The organism is Streptomyces sp. ISL-11 (assembly GCF_018614525.1).
GTDB lineage: Bacteria > Actinomycetota > Actinomycetes > Streptomycetales > Streptomycetaceae > Streptomyces.
The window spans coordinates 5,233-5,523 of the sequence record NZ_JAGGOL010000219.1 but is presented as its reverse complement, the minus strand read 5'-3'; the positions used below and the strand labels follow the sequence as shown (position 1 = coordinate 5,523).

Annotated in this window: 1 protein-coding gene; it reads left to right on the top strand. The window is 73.2% G+C overall.

The genetic code is table 11. The annotated features are described in order from the left end of the window. The coding region (locus J7E86_RS31495) for an ATP-binding cassette domain-containing protein (protein WP_251019913.1) at nucleotides 1-291 on the top strand (291 nt) is incomplete at both ends.

The following is a 291-nucleotide window of genomic DNA, read 5'->3' as shown; positions in this document are numbered from 1 at the left end:
CTGCTGGAGGAGATCGACGACGGCGCGATCCTCCTCGACGGGGAGGACATCACCGATCCGCGCGTGGACCCCGACACCGTGCGCCGCCGCATCGGGGTGGTCTTCCAGGCGTACAACCTCTTCCCGCACATGAACGTGCTGGACAACATCACCCTCGCGCCGCGCCGGGTGCACGGCGAGCCGCGCGCCGAGGCGGAGGAGCGGGCGCGGGAGCTGCTGGACCGGCTCGGGCTGGCCGGCAAGGCCGACGAGTACCCGGACCGGCTCAGCGGCGGCCAGCAGCAGCGCGTG